17 protein-coding genes and 3 tRNA genes are annotated in these 18,070 nt (G+C 44.3%); 14 read left to right on the top strand and 6 right to left on the bottom strand.

Annotation, left to right across the window (positions count from 1 at the left end):
- Window positions 1–74 precede the first annotated feature (74 nt).
- From V7R42_RS03810 to V7R42_RS03765, 10 genes are all read left to right on the top strand, one after another.
- Entirely contained in the window at window positions 75–533 is a 459-nt protein-coding gene (locus tag V7R42_RS03810) for a regulatory protein RecX (protein WP_334018875.1), read from the top strand.
- 313 nt (window positions 534–846) lie between these two features.
- On the top strand, window positions 847–3,444 hold the full coding sequence (gene alaS, locus V7R42_RS03805) for an alanine--tRNA ligase (RefSeq protein ID WP_334018874.1): 2,598 nt from the start codon (window positions 847–849) through the stop codon (window positions 3,442–3,444).
- Between the two features lie 134 nt (window positions 3,445–3,578).
- Window positions 3,579–3,770, top strand: coding sequence for a carbon storage regulator CsrA (gene csrA / locus V7R42_RS03800; protein ID WP_012517705.1), 192 nt, complete (start codon window positions 3,579–3,581; stop codon window positions 3,768–3,770).
- Window positions 3,771–4,244: 474 nt separating this feature from the next.
- Window positions 4,245–4,335 (top strand) — tRNA-Ser (locus V7R42_RS03795).
- Window positions 4,336–4,376: 41 nt separating this feature from the next.
- Window positions 4,377–4,453: transfer RNA gene (locus V7R42_RS03790), tRNA-Arg, on the top strand.
- A gap of 53 nt (window positions 4,454–4,506) precedes the next feature.
- A tRNA-Arg gene (locus tag V7R42_RS03785) sits at window positions 4,507–4,583 on the top strand.
- Between the two features lie 141 nt (window positions 4,584–4,724).
- Window positions 4,725–5,201: an acyl-CoA thioesterase gene (locus V7R42_RS03780; protein ID WP_334018873.1), complete on the top strand. Its 477-nt coding sequence runs from the start codon at window positions 4,725–4,727 to the stop codon at window positions 5,199–5,201.
- Window positions 5,202–5,416: 215 nt separating this feature from the next.
- On the top strand, window positions 5,417–5,683 hold the full coding sequence (locus tag V7R42_RS03775) for an OadG family protein (protein ID WP_105930268.1): 267 nt from the start codon (window positions 5,417–5,419) through the stop codon (window positions 5,681–5,683).
- Window positions 5,684–5,701: 18 nt separating this feature from the next.
- Complete coding sequence (gene oadA / locus V7R42_RS03770) at window positions 5,702–7,522, top strand: sodium-extruding oxaloacetate decarboxylase subunit alpha (protein ID WP_334018872.1); 1,821 nt, start codon at window positions 5,702–5,704, stop codon at window positions 7,520–7,522.
- Window positions 7,523–7,525: 3 nt separating this feature from the next.
- Window positions 7,526–8,656 carry a sodium ion-translocating decarboxylase subunit beta gene (locus tag V7R42_RS03765; protein ID WP_334018871.1) on the top strand — a complete coding sequence of 377 codons (1,131 nt, stop codon included), beginning with the start codon at window positions 7,526–7,528 and terminating at the stop codon, window positions 8,654–8,656.
- A gap of 163 nt (window positions 8,657–8,819) precedes the next feature.
- On the opposite strand, the gene V7R42_RS03760 is transcribed toward V7R42_RS03765, so the two are convergent.
- From V7R42_RS03760 to pspF, 6 genes are read right to left on the bottom strand one after another with little or no spacing between them, the layout of a single operon-like run.
- The gene (locus V7R42_RS03760; protein ID WP_334018870.1) at window positions 8,820–9,626 is read right to left on the bottom strand and encodes an ATP-binding cassette domain-containing protein; all 807 of its coding nucleotides are present in this window, start codon (window positions 9,624–9,626) and stop codon (window positions 8,820–8,822) included.
- Entirely contained in the window at window positions 9,626–10,621 is a 996-nt protein-coding gene (locus tag V7R42_RS03755) for a peptide ABC transporter ATP-binding protein (protein ID WP_334018869.1), read from the bottom strand. Before V7R42_RS03755 ends, V7R42_RS03760 begins: the two co-directional genes overlap by 1 nt.
- Window position 10,622: 1 nt before the next feature.
- On the bottom strand, window positions 10,623–11,516 hold the full coding sequence (locus tag V7R42_RS03750; RefSeq protein ID WP_334018868.1) for an ABC transporter permease subunit: 894 nt from the start codon (window positions 11,514–11,516) through the stop codon (window positions 10,623–10,625).
- Window positions 11,503–12,471, bottom strand: coding sequence for an ABC transporter permease (locus V7R42_RS03745; protein ID WP_334018867.1), 969 nt, complete (start codon window positions 12,469–12,471; stop codon window positions 11,503–11,505). The genes V7R42_RS03750 and V7R42_RS03745 overlap by 14 nt, the downstream gene beginning before the upstream one ends.
- A gap of 59 nt (window positions 12,472–12,530) precedes the next feature.
- A complete protein-coding gene (locus V7R42_RS03740; protein WP_334018866.1) occupies window positions 12,531–14,276 on the bottom strand; it encodes an ABC transporter substrate-binding protein in 1,746 nt (581 codons plus the stop codon).
- A gap of 3 nt (window positions 14,277–14,279) precedes the next feature.
- The gene (gene pspF / locus V7R42_RS03735) at window positions 14,280–15,401 is read right to left on the bottom strand and encodes a phage shock protein operon transcriptional activator (RefSeq protein WP_334018865.1); all 1,122 of its coding nucleotides are present in this window, start codon (window positions 15,399–15,401) and stop codon (window positions 14,280–14,282) included.
- Between the two features lie 222 nt (window positions 15,402–15,623).
- Here pspF and pspA point away from each other — a divergent pair, with 222 nt between their 5' ends.
- The 4 genes from pspA (at window position 15,624) to phhA (ending at window position 18,068) form a co-directional block, all read left to right on the top strand.
- The gene (pspA, locus tag V7R42_RS03730; RefSeq protein WP_334018864.1) at window positions 15,624–16,307 is read left to right on the top strand and encodes a phage shock protein PspA; all 684 of its coding nucleotides are present in this window, start codon (window positions 15,624–15,626) and stop codon (window positions 16,305–16,307) included.
- 75 nt (window positions 16,308–16,382) lie between these two features.
- Window positions 16,383–16,622, top strand: coding sequence for an envelope stress response membrane protein PspB (gene pspB, locus V7R42_RS03725; protein WP_039222985.1), 240 nt, complete (start codon window positions 16,383–16,385; stop codon window positions 16,620–16,622).
- Window positions 16,619–17,065 carry an envelope stress response membrane protein PspC gene (gene pspC, locus V7R42_RS03720; protein WP_334018863.1) on the top strand — a complete coding sequence of 149 codons (447 nt, stop codon included), beginning with the start codon at window positions 16,619–16,621 and terminating at the stop codon, window positions 17,063–17,065. The genes pspB and pspC overlap by 4 nt, the downstream gene beginning before the upstream one ends.
- Before the next feature lie 202 nt (window positions 17,066–17,267).
- A complete protein-coding gene (gene phhA / locus V7R42_RS03715; protein ID WP_334018862.1) occupies window positions 17,268–18,068 on the top strand; it encodes a phenylalanine 4-monooxygenase in 801 nt (266 codons plus the stop codon).
- Window positions 18,069–18,070 lie beyond the last annotated feature (2 nt).

Below are 18,070 nucleotides of genomic sequence, written 5' to 3'. Positions count from 1 at the left end.
GTCGCAATGCGCGAGTATTTAACGCTAAAATAACGCGGTTTCTACGTTTAATACAGAAGAGTAAGCTTACAAAAATGTCAGAGTTCGACCGAAAAATCATTACCGACGCGATTACTCGCATGCTGGCACGACGAGAGCATAGCTTTAACGAGATTATGCGAAAGTTGCAGCAGAAGGGAATAGCGAGTGATGCTTTCATACCTATTCTGGAGGAATTCAAGGATGCTGATATCCAAAGCGATGCTAGATTTGCAGAAAGCCGAGCTCGCGCACTGTACTTAAAAGGGAAGGGACCCCGCGCGATTAAGTTAGACTTACAACAATACGGTGTAGATGAAAGTACTGCAGAACATGCAATGAGAGAAATCGAGGCTGACTGGTTTGAAAGTGCCAAAAAAGTAAAAGAGAAAAAGTTTGGCGAGTTTTATGAAACCGAATTTGCGTTGAGACAAAAGCAGAAACAATTTCTTCAATATCGTGGCTTTTACCAAGATCACATTGAATATGCGGTAAGCGCAAACGAATCTAGCTAAAACGGCTTTGGCACGAAAGGCTGGGTTCTCGCCTATGTTGCCTTGTAAATATGGGCTGTCGGCGATTCGTTTTGTGAATACTGGCTATTTTCGTCTACTTAAAGTGAAATTTGAGCCTATCTTACCCCCGTTACACTTAACAAAATTGCGCTATCCATGGTATTGTTGCGCAAATTTGTGTGCATTTTAATTATCCAGAGAAATATAGTGGAGATTGGCGTGTTGTGTATTAGCAAAACGCCCCGATTATAAGGCTCATTAGAACAGGCAAATCGCACGTTTCAAAAATAGAATAAAGGAAGTTAGGTTTTCAATGACATTATCAACTGCTGACTTACGTAACAAGTTTATCGATTATTTTAAAAGCCATGGCCACCAAGCGGTGGCGAGCTCGTCACTGGTACCGGCAGATGATCCCACACTTCTTTTTACCAACGCGGGCATGAACCAGTTTAAAGACTGTTTTTTAGGTGCGGAAAAACGCAGCTATACCCGTGCGGTATCGTCACAGCGCTGCGTTCGCGCTGGTGGTAAGCATAACGACCTTGAAAACGTAGGTTACACTGCGCGTCACCATACCTTTTTTGAAATGCTGGGTAACTTCAGCTTTGGCGATTATTTCAAAAAAGAAGCGATAGAGTTTGCGTGGAATTTCCTTACCAAAGAAATTGGTTTGCCAAAAGAAAAGCTCCTAGTCACCGTTTATTCTGAAGATGACGAAGCTTTCGACATCTGGGAAAACCATATTGGTGTACCAAAAGAAAAGATTATTCGCATTAGCACGTCAGATAACTTCTGGTCTATGGGCGATACCGGTCCATGTGGTCCTTGTTCTGAAATCTTTTACGATCACGGTGCGCACATTTGGGGCGGTCCTCCGGGAACACCAGAAGAAGACGGCGACCGTTTTATCGAAATTTGGAACCTGGTATTCATGCAGTTAAACAAACAAGCTGACGGTACCATGGAGCCACTACCTAAGCCTTCAATCGATACCGGTATGGGCTTAGAGCGTATTTCCGCTATTTTGCAGAACGTGCACAGCAACTACGAGATCGACCTTTTCCAAAACTTGATCAAATCAGCAGCATCAATTGTTGGAAGCGAAGATTTAGAAAATAAATCGTTACGAGTTATCGCCGATCACATTCGTTCGTGCAGCTTCTTAATTTGCGATGGCGTTATGCCATCAAATGAAGGGCGCGGATACGTATTACGCCGCATTATTCGTCGAGCAGTTCGCCACGGCTATCAGCTTGGCGCAAACGATATCTTCTTCTACAAGCTTGTGGCATCACTTGCCAAAGAAATGGGTGAAGCGTATCCAGAACTTGTAGACCAGCTACCGGTAATTGAAAAAGTACTGCGTGTTGAAGAAGAGCAGTTTAGCAAAACGCTAGCCCGTGGTATGGCTATCTTAAATGATACGTTAGAAACCTTAGAAGGCGACACAGTGCCTGGTGACGTGGTGTTTAAACTTTACGACACTTATGGCTTCCCTACTGATTTAACTAATGATGTAGCGCGTGAGCACGACCTTAAAATTGACGAAGAAGGTTTTGAGGCAGCCATGCAGGCGCAGCGTGCCCGGGCACAGCAGGCAAGCAACTTTGGCGCAGACTACAACAGTAAACTCGCCATTGACCATACAACCTCATTTACCGGTTACACAGATGTAGAAGGTCAGGCGAATGTGGTTGAACTTATTGCCGACAATGCGTTTGTTGAGAAGCTTGAAGACGGTCAAGAAGGCGTTGTGGTATTAGACAGCACGCCGTTCTACGCTGAAAGCGGTGGTCAGGCAGGTGACAAAGGCGTGCTTCGGGTGGCAAACGGTGAATTCATTGTAACCGACACCCAAAAAATGGGTAATGCGTTTGCACACAAAGGTATTGCTAAAGGTTCGGTATCTAAAGGTGATACGGCAACCGCAGCGATTGACGCAGCAAATCGTGAAGCTATTAAAAAGAACCACAGTGCTACACACTTACTTCACGCAGCATTGCGTGAAATTCTAGGTGAGCACGTAACCCAGAAAGGTTCATTGGTTGAAGCGCCTCGCATGCGTTTTGACTTCTCGCATTTCGAGGCAGTAACGGCTGAGCAGCTTGCTGAGATTGAAAGACGAGTTAACCAAGAAATACGTGCAAACCACACGTTAGCCACTGAACTTATGGATTTAGATGAAGCCAAAGCATCAGGCGCAATGGCGCTATTTGGTGAAAAGTACGACGAAAAAGTTCGCGTGGTAACCATGGGGCCATTCTCTGTTGAGCTATGTGGTGGTACTCACGTTACACGTACTGGTGACATTGGTTTGTTCAAAATTACCAGTGAAGCGGGTATTGCATCGGGCGTTCGGCGCATTGAAGCGGTTACTGGCGAGCACGCACTTGAGGTCGTGCAAACCCAACAAGCTACTTTGGCGTCATTGTCTTCATTATTGAAAACAGACAGCCAAAATGTGCTCGATCGTGTAGTTACTCTGCAAAACCAGACTAAAGAACTAGAAAAAGCGCTCAATTCTGCAAAACAAAAACTGGCGAGTCAGCAAGGTGCTGATATGCTTAGTAATGCAGTAGAGATAAATGGCGTTAAAGTTCTTATTGCTAATTTGGAAGGTGTTGAAGCGAAGTCATTGCGTTCAATGATGGACGACATTAAAAACCGAATTGGTGAAGGGATCGTAGTATTAGGTGTGGCTAATGACGCGAAAGTGAATCTTATTGCTGGCGTTACTAAAAACCTCACAAGTAAAGTTAAAGCGGGTGAACTTGTTAACTTTGTCGCATCTCAAGTAGGAGGCAAAGGAGGCGGTCGTCCAGATATGGCACAGGCAGGTGGTGATCAGCCTGAAAACTTGGCTCAAGCGCTAGATTCGGTTAACGTTTGGTTACAAGATAAGCTATAATTATCGTTGTGTATAACAGTGAGTTTTTGAAGTGACACAGAAACATGGAATCACTGTCGCTTCCATCGGGTCGTGCTGATGGGTTGGCAAATCTTAATGGATGATGTTCAGTATTAAGGAACAGGAGCAAGCGAATGCTTATTTTGACTCGTCGAGTTGGGGAAACGCTTATGGTTGGTGACGATGTAACCGTTACCGTACTAGGTGTAAAAGGGAATCAGGTACGTATCGGTGTGAATGCACCAAAAGAAGTTTCTGTGCACCGTGAAGAGATATACATGCGCATTCAAGCAGAAAAAGGCGGTCAGCCAGGCTCTGCAGAATAATTGCATTATATGCTTCATTGGAAAAGGTCAGCTATTACGCTGGCCTTTTTTGTTTTTACTGTTATTCCGGCGATGGTTTTTTATAGGTAAATAGTCATTGTGTTTTTTGGTGCGGCAGCCGACGGTGTAGTGCGTTTGATTTGTTGGCGTTGAGTTATAAAGACTAAAAGCCCGTTGCTCGCTCACTGCTGACGTTCGTTGTTAGCGCACAGGGATAATATTGCGCAATAATAGATAAAAAGAGATATAAAGCGTTTATCATCAGCTATAATTTTAATAGTGATTGATGATTTTTAGCATCTGAATTTAGGAAGAGCTGAGAAAATGCAACGAGCATTTTATTTAATTGCTTGTATTATGAACAGATTACTGGTTTTTTGCTCGAATCGTTTAAAATGACAGCGAGCGAACACTTTCTTTATAAAAAAGGTTTGACTCACGCCAACGAATCCGTAAAATGCACCCCGCAGTCAAGGAGAGGTGGGTGAGTGGCTGAAACCAGTTCCCTGCTAAGGAACCATACGCATTACGCGTATCGAGGGTTCGAATCCCTCCCTCTCCGCCATTATCATTCGTTGGTAGTGACGGTCGACAACAAGTTTCTGCGCGTGTGTAGCTCAGCTGGATAGAGTACCTGGCTACGAACCAGGCGGTCGGAGGTTCGAATCCTTCCACACGCGCCACTTAATTAAAAGCGTCACCTTTCGGAATAAAACTCGAAAGTATACAAGTTAACGCGTGTGTAGCTCAGCTGGATAGAGTACCTGGCTACGAACCAGGCGGTCGGAGGTTCGAATCCTTCCACACGCGCCATATTGAGAAGCCCACCTTAAAGGTGGGCTTTTTCATTTCTGCTTTTTACCTTCTTTCTTTGTTAACACCTCTATAAGTGCATTGTTTGAAAAGTAAGCTAAGCTTTAACTGTTAATTGAGCAGTAATCAGCGAGGCAACTTATGTCACACCCATCCACTACTTTTCGATTTTTAGCAGAACCTACAGATGTTAACTTTGGTGGGAACGTTCACGGCGGTATCGTTATGAAATGGATAGACCAAGCTGCCTACGCGTGTGCAGCTCAATGGTCTAAATGCTATTGCGTTACGGTTTCAGCCAACGGAATTCGATTCATTAAGCCTATTAAAGTTGGTCAACTAATAGAGATTACAGCGTCTTTAGTTCATACAGGCGCATCAAGCATGCATATTTACGTTGTGGTGAAATCTGGCGATGCGACCGCAGACACAACGACGGTGGCAAATCGCTGTTTTATCACTTTTATGGCGGTAGATTGCGATGGTAAACCGGTCAACGTTCCTGCCTACATACCGGAAGACGAGCAGCACATGCAGCTCGAGTTAGTAGCCATGCACGCAAAAGATTTTGCAAAGCAGTTAGATAGTGACTTCTCAGACAACATAGGCTTTCATTAAATTATGCCTTACAAAATGAACGATTGATGGGCGAGACCTAAATTCAGTTACTGATAGCCTATTGAGTCTTTGTTGCAATTTTATTAGGCAAAAGTGCATTAAATTTCATATGGTGGCGTTCTATAGGGTTTTTATTGGTTTTTTATGCTGTTTTGTTGTTTTTTAAAAAACCTCGTGATACTTATTCAAATACAAATATACAAACAGGATTGAATATGAATTCGGGATCCGTCAGTAGCTTGCTTGTTGAAGCGGGTTCATTAATGCTCATTGGAATGGTGTTCGTTTTCTCATTTCTCGGGCTTCTTATCGTAGGTATACATTTAATTGCGCGGTTTTGCGAAGCGTTCCCTGGGGAAATAGAGGAGCCCTCAGTTAATGTAAAAAGAAACAATCAAGCGGTACAACCTGGAATAGACGGAAATGTTATCGCAGCTATTTCCGCAGCCATCCATACCCATCGTCACAATTCTAAAAAATAAGCCTAATCAGGAGTTACCATGTCAAAGCCTCTGGCCCTTACCGAGCTAGTCCTGCGTGATGCCCATCAATCGCTTCTTGCTACGCGTATGCGTATTGAGGATATGCTTCCCATTGCAGAAAAGTTAGATAAAGCAGGCTTCTGGTCTGTCGAATCTTGGGGAGGTGCTACCTTTGACGCATGCATTCGTTATTTAGGTGAAGATCCTTGGGAGCGCATTCGAAAGTTAAAGGCAGCCATGCCAAATACTAAGCAACAAATGTTGTTACGTGGTCAAAACCTTTTGGGCTACCGCCACTATGCTGACGATGTTGTTACTCGCTTTGTAGAGCGCGCTCACGAAAGTGGCGTAGATGTATTTAGAATTTTTGATGCCATGAATGACATTAGAAATTTGAAAACCGCAATAAAAGCGACCATAGACAGTGGCGCTCACGCACAAGGGACAATTTCTTATACGGTAAGCCCTGTGCACAATCTTAAACTTTGGCTTGAAATGGCGAAGCAGTTAGAAGATTTAGGCGTTCATTCTATTTGTGTAAAAGACATGGCTGGGCTTTTAAAACCGTACGAGTGCGAGGCATTGATTACGGGGTTAAAAGAAACGGTTGATGTCCCCATTGCCATGCAGTGCCACGCCACTACAGGCTTGAGCACGGCGACATATCAAAAAGCTATCGATGCCGGTATTGATATGCTGGACACGGCTATTTCTTCAATGAGCATGACTTATGGCCATAGCGCAACTGAGACTATGGTTTCTATTGTAGAAGGAACAGAGCGCGATACGGGCATTTCACTGCCTGAGCTTGAAGACATTGCCAGTTACTTCAGAGAGGTAAGAAAGAAATACAGCAAGTTCGAAGGTAGTCTTAAAGGTGTCGATGCACGTATTCTTTTAGCGCAAGTGCCAGGCGGTATGCTAACCAACATGGAAAGCCAGCTTAAAGAGCAGGGCGCTGAAGATAAATTCGAAGAAGTATTAAAGGAAATTCCACGAGTACGGGAAGATCTTGGATTTATCCCTCTCGTTACGCCAACCTCACAAATTGTAGGCACGCAGTCAGTACTCAATGTACTCACCGGCGAGCGTTATAAAAGTATTACCAAAGAAACCGCAGGCGTGCTCAAAGGTGAATATGGCGCTACTGCTGCACAAGTAAATAAAGAGTTGCAGGCGCGTGTGCTTGATGGAGCAGAGCCGGTAACGTGCCGACCCGCCGACAATATTGCGCCTGAGCTCGAAGCACTGAGTAAAGAGCTGGATGAATTGGCTGAGAAAAAGCAACTATCACTGTCAGACGATAAAATTGATGACGTGTTGACCTATGCCTTATTTCCGCAGATAGGCCTTAAGTTTATCGAAAACCGCGGCAACCCTGATGCATTTGAACCCGTACCTAGCGCGCAAGAGTCGCAAATCTCGAATGCGCCTAAGGCTGCTGAAGCCAGGTCAAACGCAAAAGCATCTAACTCGTCAGAAACTTATGATGTCAATGTAGATGGGAAGGTATATCGCGTCGAAGTTGCTCCTTCTGGTACCTTAACAAGCGTGACTCCTGCTAGCGGTGGGAATACGCAGCCCCAAACTCCAAAGAGCAGCGCAGCACCAGCTGCTGCAGACTCGTCAGAGTCTATTGATGCGCCATTAGCGGGTAACGTGTTTAAAATCTTGGTAAGAAACGGTGACAGCGTATCAGAAGGCGATGTGGTGATGATCCTCGAAGCCATGAAGATGGAGACTGAGATCCGTTCAGCATACACCGGGACAGTTACCGACATTGTCGTAGGTGAAGGTGATGCTGTAACAAGTGGCCAACCATTAATCTTATTGGGGTAATGCATGGATAAGTTAATGGTACTTTGGGATAGTACCGCGCTTGCGCATTTTGAGGCGGGCCAGCTGATAATGATGGCCGTAGGCTTTGGTTTACTGTACCTAGCCATTGTGAAAAAGTTCGAGCCATTGCTTTTATTGCCCATCGGTTTCGGTGCGTTGTTGACGAATATTCCGATTGCTGGGTTTTCTGAAGCGGGTGGTTTGCTTCATTACATCTATAAAATCGGCATTGATACCGGTGTATTTCCGCTACTCATTTTTATGGGCGTCGGCGCAATGACGGATTTCAGTGCGCTCATTGCTAACCCGAAAATGTTGTTACTTGGCGCAGCGGCGCAGTTTGGGATTTTTGCAACCTTGTTTGGCGCTATCGCTTTAAACCTGATCCCGGGTTTTGAGTTTACGTTAAAGGATGCAAGCGCCATTGCTATTATTGGTGGCGCAGATGGGCCAACGGCTATTTTCCTCGCGTCGCGGCTTGCACCTGATTTACTTGGTGCGATTGCAGTCGCTGCATACTCTTACATGGCATTGGTGCCTATTATCCAGCCGCCAATCATGAAAGCTTTGACTACAAAAGAAGAACGCGAGATAAAAATGGGGCAGCTTCGACCTGTGTCAAAGAGAGAGAAGATTATCTTTCCACTCGCAGTTTTGTTAATGACCATCTTGTTTTTACCAGCAGCGACGCCACTTGTAGGTATGTTCTGTTTTGGCAACCTAATGAAAGAGTGTGGTGTTGTAGATAGATTGAGCAAAACAGCCCAAAACGAACTCATCAATACGGTCACTATTTTCCTAGGTTTAGCCGTAGGCTCGAAGTTGTCAGCCGAAGCGTTTCTTACGGTTGAGACTCTAGGTATTTTGGGGCTTGGCGCTATCGCATTTGGTATAGGCACAGCTGCGGGTGTACTTATGGCAAAGCTAATGAGTAAGATGTCCGGTGGAAGTATAAATCCACTGATTGGCGCTGCTGGCGTTTCTGCTGTGCCAATGGCCGCCAGGGTAGTGAACAAAGTAGGACTGGAAGCAAACCCTCATAACTTCTTACTTATGCAAGCAATGGGGCCTAACGTGGCGGGCGTGCTAGGTAGTGCAGTTGCCGCAGGTATTCTTTTGGCTCTCGTTGGTTAGAAAGAGCAAATGAAGGTTTTATAGGGGCTTTTATTAGCCCCTTTTTTGTTTCTAATTAGCCCGTCGAGGCCTTTTAGCATTTTCCATTTCGTTGAACAAAACGAGCCTGTCCAATATACAAATATGACTTGCTAAAATTAAATGCGCCTTACCAAAGACCACGCTATCCTCGAATAGTATTTTGTGGTACTAGAGACTGGTAAGCAGTAATTAGCTTTTTTGTACGAGTGTGTTGCGGCCACCTGAATATAGTTTCGGTCTTTCCTTCTTCTACGATTTCGCCGCCTTCCATCACAATAACTCTATCTGCAATATGACGTACAATGCCTAGGTTGTGACTTATAAAGATAAACGCTAAGCCAAGCTCTTGCTGAAGCCTCAATATAAGATTCACCGTTTGCGAACGAATTGACGGGTCTAATGCTGCAAAGGGCTCGTCTGCCACTAACACTTTAGGTTTTAAGACAATGGCTCTGGCCAGTGCTACGCGCTGTTGTTGACCATCAGAAAGCATGTGACGATAAAAGTAATAGTGCTCGCGCAACAAGCCTACCTTAACCAACATATCTTCAATAATTGGTTTGCGTTCTGCTTCACTAAGTCCGGTATTTAAACGTAAGGGTTCATCTAAAATTTTTCCCACAGGTACCGAAGGGTTCATAGATTCCGAACTGTGTTGAAGAATCATTCGGATGTCATGGGTACGTTTGTGCTGGCTATCTTTAGACTGATATTTGGCTAAATACTTGTGCGTGTTAATTTCAATTTCACCAGCATCGGCGGGTAGTGCACCTACTAATAGCTTAGCTAACAGCGATTTACCTGAACGATTCTCACCAATTATAGCAATGGTTTCGCCACGTTTTACACTTAAGTTTACCGGGCCAAGTTGAAATACTTCAGGACGTTTCAGCCAACGTTTTTTTTCATTATGAACAAAAGTGAGATCGTTTACCTGCATGATATCCATTATAGCTTCTCCATATGTAGCGGAAAATGACAGCTATAATAGTGATCGTGAATTTTACGTACGGCCGGCGTTTGCACACAGGCGCGCTGAGCGCGAGGGCAACGCGGACCTAATCGGCAACCAATAGGTAAATGTTGTAGCGTGGGAATTGAGCCACCAAGCGTAGGTAGCAGCGATTTCGGCGGTAAGTCCTTTCTGAAGCTTGGCGCACTGTCTAGCAATGCTTTCGTGTAAGGATGTAGTGGACGCTTTTTAATATGCTTCATTCTACCCGATTCTACAGTTTGCCCTGCATACAGCACCGTCATAGAATGGGACATGCTCGCAATGGCTAGTAGGTCGTGGCTGACAAATAAAATCGAGAGCGAGCGAGTCTGATTCAGTCGCGTGAAGAGCTTCAGAATTTGTGTTTTTGTCGTAGGCTCCATTCCCCGGGTTGGATCATCAGCAATAAGTAATTTAGGCTGTGAAACTAACGCCATCGCGATCATGAACTTTTGACCTATATCGGCCGGTATTTGATGAGGAAAAGCGCTTAAGTAATGTTTGTGGTGCTTTATACCCACTTTGTGAACGGTGCTTATCGCAGTTTTTTTGCGATGCTGTGCCCGTTGCCAGAACCAGCTCCCTTCAACAAATTCATCAGGAATACTCTCTTCTAGCTGCTCGCCAAGGGTGGCCGACGGATCTAAGCTTGCCTGAGGGTTTTGGAATACCACCGCTATTTCTCGACGCATAACCTCACGGCGTTGCTGGACAGACATGCTCAGCAGGTTTTCACCATTCCAACTCATGCGGTCAGCCGTTAAGTTCCATTGGCTAGGAAGGGCTCCGCAAATGGCGGACACGATCAAGCTTTTACCCGAACCCGATTCTCCTACCAGTGCACGAATTTCTCCACTGCTAACAGACAAGTTAACTTTATCCAATGCTTTAATTGTGCCATCGCTGCTTTGTATCTCCAAAGTGAGGTTTTTAATATCAAGCATTGGCATATTAATAACTCACTCTTTTTTTCAGTGCTGAACGCAAACCATCACCCACTATGTTTATAGACAGCACCATAAAGAAAATTGCCATGCCGGGTACTGCAACGTTCCACGGTGCGAGATAAGCAACATCTAGCCCATCAGCTAAAATAACCCCAAGTTCTGGTAGTGGTGACTGTGCACCTAAATTTAGAAAACCCAGTGCAGATATGTCGATAACCGCAATAGAAAGCGCTAGCGTACCCTGTACAACCAGCATTTCCGTCATATTGGGTAATATAGAATGAACAAAAAGTTGCCACTTACTGGCACCGTCCAATTTAGACGCCACAATATAGTCTTTTTTCATTTCTGCACGCACAAAGCTTCTTGTGTGATGCACGAACTGGGGGATCAGGGCAAGGGTAATTGCCCACATACTGTTCACTAAACCGGTGCCCAATATAGCAACGATAATTATTGCAATAAGGAGTGTGGGAATGGCCATAAGAGCATCAAGTAAATGGTTGGCGATACTTGAGCGAACACCCCGTAACATACCCGCAAACGTGCCCAAACTTACTCCAACTAACATGGCCAGCACAACGGTAATAAACGCGGTGCCTAAAGTGATGCGACATCCATAAATAATACGGGTAAATAAGTCTCTCCCCAACGCATCGGTTCCAAATAGATGAGATATGGATCCATTGGCCAACCAACTAGGCGGTATTAACAGGCCGTCGATATTTTGTTCCACTGCATCATAGGGAGTGATAATTGGTGCAAACAGCGCGCAAACAACGAAAAATGCTAGCATGATTAAGCCGAGCATAGCGATGTGGCTCGCTTTAAATGATGCCCATGTTCGTTGCCACGGAGACGGATGGAACTCTTCGTCGTATAAACTATACTGTGGCACGTTCGTATTTCTCTCTACTGGGGTCAATCATTCGGTTAAACAGATCGACCAATATCGTTAGTGTAATTACCACCGTAGATACCGCCATCATACCAATCCTAAGGGCAGGGTAATCTCGTTGATAGATGGCTTGAATCAGCCAATTGCCAATTCCTGGCCAAGAAAACAAGGTTTCGACAATCATAGCGTTCGTTATCAATGTCGTAATTTGAATCGCCATTAACGGTAAGATCGGCAGCAACGCATTGCGCAGAATATGACGAAAAAATATTTGCCAACTCGACAAGCCTCGGGATATTGCTGCCGCGATGTAGGGACGGTGTTTTACATCTATAACAGAACGTCTTGTTATACGAATCATAGACGCGGTGGCGATAGCACCAATGGAAAACGTGGGTAATGCTAAGTGAGACAACGCATCTTTGAACGCTAACGTTTTGTTTTCTATGTCTGATAATAAAATGTCAATAAGAATAAAGCCAGAAATGGGCTCGATGTTATAAAGCAAACTGATACGACCTGATAGCGGCGCTGCGTCTAACTGCAAGCTGAAAATTAAAATCAGTAGGAGCGCAAACCAGAAAACCGGAAAAGAATAAGTGGTAATACTGGCAGTGTTTATTAGATGGTCAGACGTTGAATAACTGCGAATCCCTGCATAATATCCCAGCGGTATACCAACAAATAACGCCATTAACATGGCATAGGTGGCCAATTCAATCGTGGCTGGCATTGCAATTCCCACTTCTTCTCTCAACGGTAGGCCTGACGTAAAACTGTACCCCCAGTCGCCAATAAGCAAGTTGCCCGCATAATAGAAAAACTGAAAAATGTAGGGTTGATCAAGCTTAAATTGCTGTTCCAATGCCGCGCGTTGCATTTCATTTTGCGGCACGAGTCCTGTCAAGTTTTCAAGTGTATCACCTGGAAAAAGGTAGGCGAGTGAAAACGACATAATCGCTAACACCAAAAGCGTTAATACGAATAAAGTGCAGTATCTTACGAGGATCTGGATCACAGTGCTTTTTTAACTCCACCAAATCGTACACCGCCAAAGGGATTAATATTCATTCCCTCCAGTTCATTCCTGTATGCCTGATAGCGGTAGGCATGTGCGATGGGAACAAGTGGAAGGCGTTCGTATAGTAGTCGGTTAACTTGCCTGTAAATGGCTGTGCGCTCTTCAATATCATCGGTCTGAAGTGCATCGTTGAGTAACTTATCATAGTCTTCACTACACCACATGGCGCGATTCGTACCAGAGGGGATAGCGCCACAGCTCAAAAGCGGACGATAAAAATTATCCGGGTCTCCATTGTCGGCAGACCAACCAATTAATACTGAGTCGTGCAGACCTTCCTGAAGGTGGCGTCTGAAGGTAGCCCAATCGTAACTGACAATAGTTGCCTCTACGCCTACATCGCGCAGATAGCGCTGAATAAGCTCGGCCATCTTTGTTGCATTAGGATTGTAAGAACGTTCAACAGGCATGGCCCATATCGTCATAGAAAAGCCTTGTTCAACGCCCGCGTTAGCCAGTAATTTACGCGCCAAAACTGGATTATAGGCCGTATCATCTGCGTCATTTTGAAACGCCCAACTTGCCGCAGGCAGAAGGGTCTTAGCTCTGGTAGCACTGTCAAAATACACGGCTTCTAGTAATGTATTCTTGTCGATTGCTGCTGCTAGCGCTCGTCTTATATCTGGGTTATCAAAAGGAGGTCGTTGGGTGTTAAAAGCCCAAAATCCAATGTTTAGTCCCGGCTTTTCCGCTAGTGTCAGGTCTTCCTTTGTACGAATTACTTCAAGTTCAGTTTGTGCAGGAAAAGCGGTAGCGTCGCATTCACCTGTCATTAACTTAGCCAGCCTTAATGAGCTTCTTGGCGTAATATCAAATATAAGTTGCTCCACAACTGGGCTATCTTCGTCATGGTATTCAGCCGTACTTCCTCGACCTCGTTCTTTTTCAAAATCTTGATTAGCACTATCTAGAGCATTGTCAGGAATTAAGACTTCGCCATTTGTACGCGCTTCAATCATCTGGTCACGCCAATAGTTGTTGTGGCGCAGGTACTTAATAAAATGATCTTTGCGATAGCTATCGAATTTAAAAGGTCCAGTACCTACTGGAAGCTCATCGATTTTGCTCGGTGTCCCTAACTGTGCCAGCTGGTTAGCATATTCTTCTGACAAAACCACGGCAAAATCGGTTGCCAGATTTGCCAAAAACGAGCTGTCTCTGCGTTTAAGCGTGATTTCGACGCGATAACCGTTTATTCGCTCTACCGACGCGATATTTTGAGCAAGACCTATGCTCTCGAAGTAAGGATAGCGTCCGCCCGACACATAGTGATATGGATGCGAACGTAGGCGCCATCTGTCTATGCTAAAAATAACGTCGTCAGCGTTAAAATTTCTTGTTGGCGTAAAGTAGTGCGTAGTGTGAAACCAAACATCTTTCCTTAGCTGAAAAGCGTAGGTGAGCCCGTCATCGCTTACTAACCAGCTACTTGCTAAACTCGGCACGATACGACCAGACTCAGGATCAAAATCAAGCAGCCTGTCGTAAAGTTGATGTGAAGATGCATCTGAAGTGGTGCTTGATGTATCTAGCTGAGGATTAAAGGTAACCGGATTGCTTTCAGAGCAGTATATAATACCCGTATTGTAAAACGCTTGTTTGTTCTGCTTAGCACAGGATGCAACAAGAAGCGCTGTACATAAACACGATAACAAACGCTTTACCAAACCATGGGACATGTTTTACGCCTCGACGCTTTCCGCGGAAGAATCTAGTAAGTTATATTTTTTGAGATAACCTCGCAGCTGATGATACGTCAAGCTCAATTTTTCAGCAGTCTTCTTCTGATTAAACTGACTGTCAGCAAGTGCCTGTTTTATCATATCTATCTCATGTTGTTGAGAACGTTCTTTCAAATCTATTGGATATTCAACAATTTCTGGCTTTTTCACTGGTGCGAGTGGCGTAACGTCGGCACTCTCAATGCGCTCATTTGTGGCAAAAGTCTCTGAAGGGGAATTAATAACGGGTGAGTCCGGCGTATTAACTCTGTCATTGGTCTTTACTCTACCTTTAGGGCGGTAAGCTGACTCAAAGGGGTCAAGAACGATTTCATGCACAGGCAGATGAGGGTTGTTGGTTCGGTATACCGCGCGTTCGACCACGTTTTTGAGTTCACGAATATTACCAGGCCAATCGTAATCAAGTAGTGTACGTTTGGCTTTTTCAGTAAAGCCGCTGAATAATTCCATTTCCATTTCACGGGCCATATTAATGGCAAAATTCTCGGCCAACATCATGATATCTTCACGGCGCTCACGTAGCGGCGGAATGGTAATAACGTCGAAGGCAAGTCGGTCGAGTAAGTCTGCACGAAATTCACCTGCATCGGCAAGAGCGGGTAAGTCTTCGTTTGTAGCTGCAATAAGGCGTACGTCAGTTTTTACGGACTTACTGCCACCTACACGCTCAAACTCACCATATTCGACAACGCGCAGTAGCTTTTCCTGAATAAGGCCAGAAGTATTAGCCAGTTCGTCAAGAAATAAGGTGCCGTTGTGCGCCACTTCAAAGCGACCTTCACGACGTTTTGAAGCACCGGTGAATGCACCTGCTTCATAACCGAATAGCTCACTTTCTAATAGGCTCTCACTTAAGGCAGCACAGTTAAGCTTAATATAGTTTTGATCCCAGCGCTTAGATAAGAAGTGGAGGCGCGCGGCTATAAGTTCTTTACCAGTGCCTCGCTCACCTATTACGAGCACAGGTTTATCTAGCGGTGCAATTTGTGAAATTTGCTCTAAAACTTCTAGAAAACTATTCGCCTGGCCAAGCAAATTGTCTTGCTGTCGATACCTACTCATTAAATCCCTCAAAAGTTAGTCATTTCGACCAATTAATAGTGTAGAACAAAATATATTGAGAAACGAGCATTATTTAAACTAATAAAAAGTTCATGAAAAATAGCAGGTTAGCACAGTTATAAAGTTGGCAAGCATATTGAATACAATTAATACCAAGAGTAATCTATTTATCAAGTATGGTGTTTTTTAAGCACGTACCATTTTTAGCAAGAGGTAATTATTATGGGTATCTTCTCGCGTTTTACAGATATTGTGAATTCGAATATTAATGCGCTTTTAGATAAAGCGGAAGATCCTGAGAAAATGGTTAGATTAATCATTCAGGAAATGGAAGACACATTGGTTGAGGTGCGGTCAGCATCAGCAAAGACCTTAGCCAATAAAAAAGAAATAGTTAATCAAATTGCAAAGTATGAAAGCGATGCAAACGACTGGGAAGCTAAAGCTGAGCTTGCTTTGAGCAAAGACAGAGAAGACTTGGCGCGTGCTGCGCTGCAGGAAAAAAAGAAGTCTGCAGAAACTGCTGAAGCGTTAAGTAAAGAACTCGCCATTGTTGATGAGCAAATCAGCAAGCTACAGGATGAAATTGGTCAGCTTCAAGAAAAGCTGGCGGATGCTAAGAGTCGCCAAAAAGCGATTATTATGCGCCAGAAAACCGCGAGCTCTCGTCTTGAAGTGAAAAAGACGCTGGATAGCACTAAAGTAGATAATGCGATGGGACGCTTTGAGCAATATGAGCGCAAAATCGATGACCTTGAGTCACAGGTTGAAGCTTACGATTTAGGTAAGAAAACGTTACAAGACGAGTTTGCCGAGTTAGAAGCTAGCGATAAAGTGGAAGACGAACTAGCGGCACTAAAAGCGAAAGTTAAAGGTGCAAATAAAAGCACTGAAAAATCAGAATAATAAGAATAGGGTGTACCCTCCGGATGTGAAATCGGAAGGAGGGTAATTACATCAGAGTTTGTAGGAGAGATTGAGATGGATGAAGGTACAATTGCAGTGTTGGTGATGCCCCTTGTGGTGTTCTCAATATTCGTGGCTCCCATATGGCTAATATTACACTACCGAAGCAAAAAGCAAGTGAATCAGGGATTAAGTGCGGAAGAGCATGCATCTTTGCAAGACTTAGCCGAGAAAGCCGAGAAAATGAGCGAACGAATTGAAACTCTAGAGGCCATTTTAGACAGCGAGGCACCTGAGTGGAGGAATAGAGCATGAGAAACGGTAAGCAGCTCTATCGCAACCCAGAAAATGCAAGAATCGCAGGCGTGTGCTCGGGTATCGCTGAATATTTCGGCTTAGAAACCTGGTTAGTAAGGATTTTGGTTGTAACAGGTTTTTTCTTGTTAGCCGGACCTTTCATCTTTGTTGCATACATTGCAGCTTGGTTCATTCTCGATAAGAAACCTGTTGGGTTAAAAAATGCACCAACGCAACCTGTTTTCTCTAAGGGGAAGGGATGGACAAACCCCAACGGTGGTCAGGTAAAAAGCACAAAAGTGGAAGTGAAAACCAAAGTATGGCAGGCGGGCGAGCCACCAAAGCAAGCGTTTCACGATATTCGCAACCGTTTTGAAAAAGCAGAAGTTCGACTTCGCAAAATGGAAACTTATGTAACGTCTCGTGAATATCAACTCAATAAAGAAATTAGCCGTCTTTAATTGGCGATAGCGCAACAAGCAAACTTGGATAAAGCCGCTCGTAATAGCGGCTTTTTCTTATATAAAACAATGTATTTACTCAGTGTTGTAAAATTCCTGTTACAGCAAAACCGAGTCGCTAGTAAGGGCTTACACTTTTCGACGTCGCGAATTTCATTAGACTGATAGACAAGTTTTTTAAACCCTATTGGTTACAGAAGTTATGCCAAAATCAACGCAATACCAGTCGAGACAATCTGACGAGAATGGCATTATCCATTGGTCAGACGAAGAGAACCAAATTTGGTCGGAACTCTATGCGAGGCAAATACCGCTGGTGAAAGAAAGAGCGTGCCAAGAATACTTGGACGGTCTCGATTTGTTGAAGTTAAATGAAAAGGAAATCCCTCAGCTACCCGACATCAACAAAGTACTGATGGAGAAAACGGGGTGGCAAACAGCTGAAGTACCTGCATTAATAAATTTTGGCGAATTTTTCAGATTACTGGCGAATAAGCAATTTCCTGTTGCCACCTTTATTCGCACTAGAGAAGAATTTGATTATTTGCAGGAGCCGGATATTTTCCATGAAGTATTCGGTCATTGTCCGCTACTAACGAATCCTGCATTTGCTCATTTTACTCACACTTACGGAAAGTTGGGCCTTGCTGCGAGCAAGGAAGACCGAGTTTATCTTGCTCGTCTTTATTGGTTCACCGTAGAGTTTGGATTGGTGAGAGCCAAAGATGAACTGAAGATATACGGTGGAGGCATCTTGTCTTCTCCTGGCGAGACAATCTATGCGTTAGACAGCGACACGCCTCTGCGTAACCCGCTTACTGCTATTGATGCATTAAGAACGCCTTATCGTATCGATATTATGCAGCCTCTTTATTATATCTTACCGGCGTTCGACCATCTGTTTGAGTTAGCCGACATGGATATAATGGCACTCGTAGAAGAAGCTAAGTCATTAGGGCTGTTTTCCCCACTTTTCCCACCTAAAGAGAAAAAAGCCAGCTAACG

It is taken from the genome of Alteromonas sp. S015 (genome assembly GCF_036864485.1).
In the GTDB taxonomy this organism is placed as follows: Bacteria; Pseudomonadota; Gammaproteobacteria; order Enterobacterales; family Alteromonadaceae; genus Alteromonas.
Note: the sequence above shows the minus strand (reverse complement) of the source record. Positions and strands in the feature narration are given on the sequence as shown.